The 2,927-nt window shown below is 56.0% G+C and carries 2 protein-coding genes and 1 pseudogene; 2 read left to right on the top strand and 1 reads right to left on the bottom strand.

The features are described 5' to 3' along the window. Positions 1–229 (top strand): annotated as a pseudogene (locus AC1DSG_RS29775) (alpha/beta hydrolase); the annotation flags it as partial. On the opposite strand, the gene AC1DSG_RS29780 reads toward AC1DSG_RS29775, so the two are convergent. Further along, positions 230–1,960, bottom strand: a complete 1,731-nt coding sequence (locus AC1DSG_RS29780; protein ID WP_477794071.1) for a L,D-transpeptidase family protein — start codon at positions 1,958–1,960, stop codon at positions 230–232. An 81-nt stretch (positions 1,961–2,041) separates the two neighbouring features. On the opposite strand from AC1DSG_RS29780, the gene AC1DSG_RS29785 reads away from it, so the two are divergent. Beyond that, positions 2,042–2,746, top strand: a complete 705-nt coding sequence (locus AC1DSG_RS29785; RefSeq protein WP_477794072.1) for a murein L,D-transpeptidase catalytic domain family protein — start codon at positions 2,042–2,044, stop codon at positions 2,744–2,746. Positions 2,747–2,927: the final 181 nt, after the last annotated feature.

Raw genomic sequence — 2,927 nt, forward strand, 5'->3', positions numbered from 1 at the left:
TGATACGCCAGCGCACGAAAAGGCCGTCGATGTTGATTGCGGACCGCGCTACAAGGCTGTCCCAAAACGAAAATTCAGGATCATCGACGGCATGATTTCCCACTCCTGGTACCTGGAAGATCCGGTCTGGTACGACGATCTCGCCTATACCCTGCAAGGGCAAATCGACCGTAACTCCATTCCGACCCGGATCTGGGTCAGTAAAAATGACTTTATCTTGAAGACCTGACTACCCGCCCGCCCCCAAAGCTGCATGCAAATCCAGCACTGGCAATGGCGAAGGGCGGTTCAGTGCCCGCAACACCGGCGCATCGAAGCCATAAACATCTGGTTTGAACGCCACTCGCCCGCCATTTTCCAGATCCACCGTCCAGTACGCCAACAACACCGGCACTTTCGCCGGAAGCGAGATGTTCTGTGTTTTGCCGTTGGCCAATTGTTTTTGAATGCCGGTGCTGTTCCATTTAACCGGGTCGTTGAACAACAACTCAACCAGTTGCAGCGGGTTCTCCACGCGGATGCAGCCCGAACTGGTCGCGCGCACAGTTTTGGCAAACAACTCGCGGTGCGGTGTGTCGTGGAGGTAAATCGCATAGTCGTTAGGGAAACGGATCACCACCTGGCCCAACGAGCTGTCAGGGCCGGCATCCTGGCGCAGAGTTAGCCCGCGCGGATTGCTCCAGTCAACGGATGACGGGGCGAGCTCATTGCCTTCTCGATCAAGTACCCGTATCCGGTTGTTGGCCAGGTAGCCAGGATTCGCTCGAACTTTTGGCAACACGTCTTCCTTAAGTATCGTCGGCGGTACAGTCCAGGTCGGGTTAAACGTGATGTAGGTGATCTGTGCCTGAAAAATCGGTGTATTGCGTGCCGCTTTACCCACCTGCACTCGAGATCGCCAGATCCGTTGGCCATCGCGGTACATCGCCACCTTGTAGCCGGCAATATCGACGATAACGAAAGTGCCCTGCAGCTTATAAAGCAGCCAGCGCGCCCGCTCCATGTTCACCCGCACCTGGTCGATGCGAGCCTCAACCGGCACATTCAGCGCCGCCAGCGTAGTCGCCCCCGCCACTCCATCTTCGCCAAGGTATTGCTCGATCTGATATTTCTTCACCGCTGCTGTGACGGCGCCGTCGTACTTCGTGCCGCGGATCAATCGCGGATCGAGAAAACCTGCCGCGACCATCCTCGCGCGCAACTGTGCAACAGCGGATTCGTCCATACCGGGTTTGAGCGAATGGTCTGCCGCCACTTTCGGCCAGCCGCCTCTGTCCCGAACACCGCGCAGTTGCGCCAGAGCCTGACGCAAACTGACGTACACCGCTTCTTGCGGCGGCGCCTGAGCAAATGCGCTCGCCACATCGTGATTGTCGAGTGCCGCGAAGAAGGCGTTGAAGTCGTCACGGGGATCGACGCCRTTCGAGTCAAAATTCCAGTGATTGTCGAGCCTCGCAGGGTCGACCTTGCCACGCCGCAATTGCTGCAACGCAGTAATAAAAGTGTGTGTGGTGGCGATATCAAACGCTGCCCGCTGCTCAGTCGTGGCGTTCAAGGCCTGTACTGAAGGCTGAGTCCGGACAATTTCTTCAATATGGAAATCCGCCGGGTTCAAACCGTCGGCCTGGGTGTCATTCAAGCTTTTGATCAACTGCGCGACGTCGCTGTCATTCGTCCACGCCGCGCGATAGGCGCGATGGGTATAAAAATCCATGACCAGACGACTGACATCCACCCGCCGATTGCGCTTTGAAGTGAGCAATGGCGGAAACGCGGTTTTCAGCGGCGCAAGGGAGGCCTGAATCGTTTGAGCGACGTTGTCGTCCGGTGCAGCGTCCATAACGACGCTCGGCGCAGTTGCCGGCTCAATCGGCGAAGTTTCGGCGATCGCTGCACCGCTGATCAGAAAGCCCATAAAAAATATGCGGCTTATGACGAATAACCTTGTTAATTGCACCATAGATAATCCTTAATCTCCTGCATTCACCCGCTAGCTTCCCACGCACTGCTAGACTCGAACTTAACATGATGAGACATCTATATGGCGTTACTACGTTTTGGTCTGCCAATCGCGGCCCTGTTACTGACTGCAATGTCCGTACCATCAGCTTACGCCGATTCGCTTGCCGCCGCCCTCGTCAAAGCAGCGCCCACTGCCGACGCCAAGGTCATTGACCTGGCGGTCCGCGCTTCCAAATGCAGCATCGCTCAAGGCAAAGCCCCTGTCCAAAGGCTTGCGGTCATCGACTATTCCCTGCCTTCGACCGAACAACGGTTGTGGGTGTTCGACCTGAAGAAACGCAAATTACTGTTCCATGAACTGGTGGCCCACGGGCGCAACACCGGCGAGAACATGGCCGTTAATTTCTCCAATAAGAACGAAAGCTTCGCCACCAGTCTCGGCTTGTACCGCACGCAGTCAAGTTATGTCGGGCAAAACGGCTACTCGCTGCGCATGGAAGGCCTGGAACCGGGTTTCAACGACAATGCATTTGACCGGGCTATCGTGATTCACGGTGCACCGTATGTCAGCCCGATGCTGGCCCGTGTGAATGGCCGGATCGGCAGAAGCCTCGGTTGTCCGGCCGTCCGGCCGGCGATAGCGCATCGACTGATTGACTCGATGAAAGATGGGCAGCTGTTATTTTCTTACTATCCGGATCAGCGTTGGTTGAAGACGTCTTCTTATATCAATTGCGGAAGTGAGACCGTTGCGTCGGCGTCCAAATCAACTATCCGCAAGTAAATACCGCGTCCACCTCCCAGTTTTCGATAAGGCTGTACTCGTTAGTCTCGCCGTCAACGCCATGTTGACGGACCGAGAACAAAGGCATGCACTCCAACACTTCATTGTTCCAGCCCCCGAACGCTAATTAGTGTTTATTATCCGTTCGGGGACGGCTCTGCGCTACCGCTTAGCCGATGAG

The organism is Pseudomonas sp. P5_A12 (assembly GCF_056400685.1).

Coding starts and splice junctions, on each gene's coding strand:
- AC1DSG_RS29785 (WP_477794072.1), top strand. CDS start 2,042: ATGGCGTTACTACGTTTTGGTCTGCCAATCGCGGCCCTGTTACTGACT.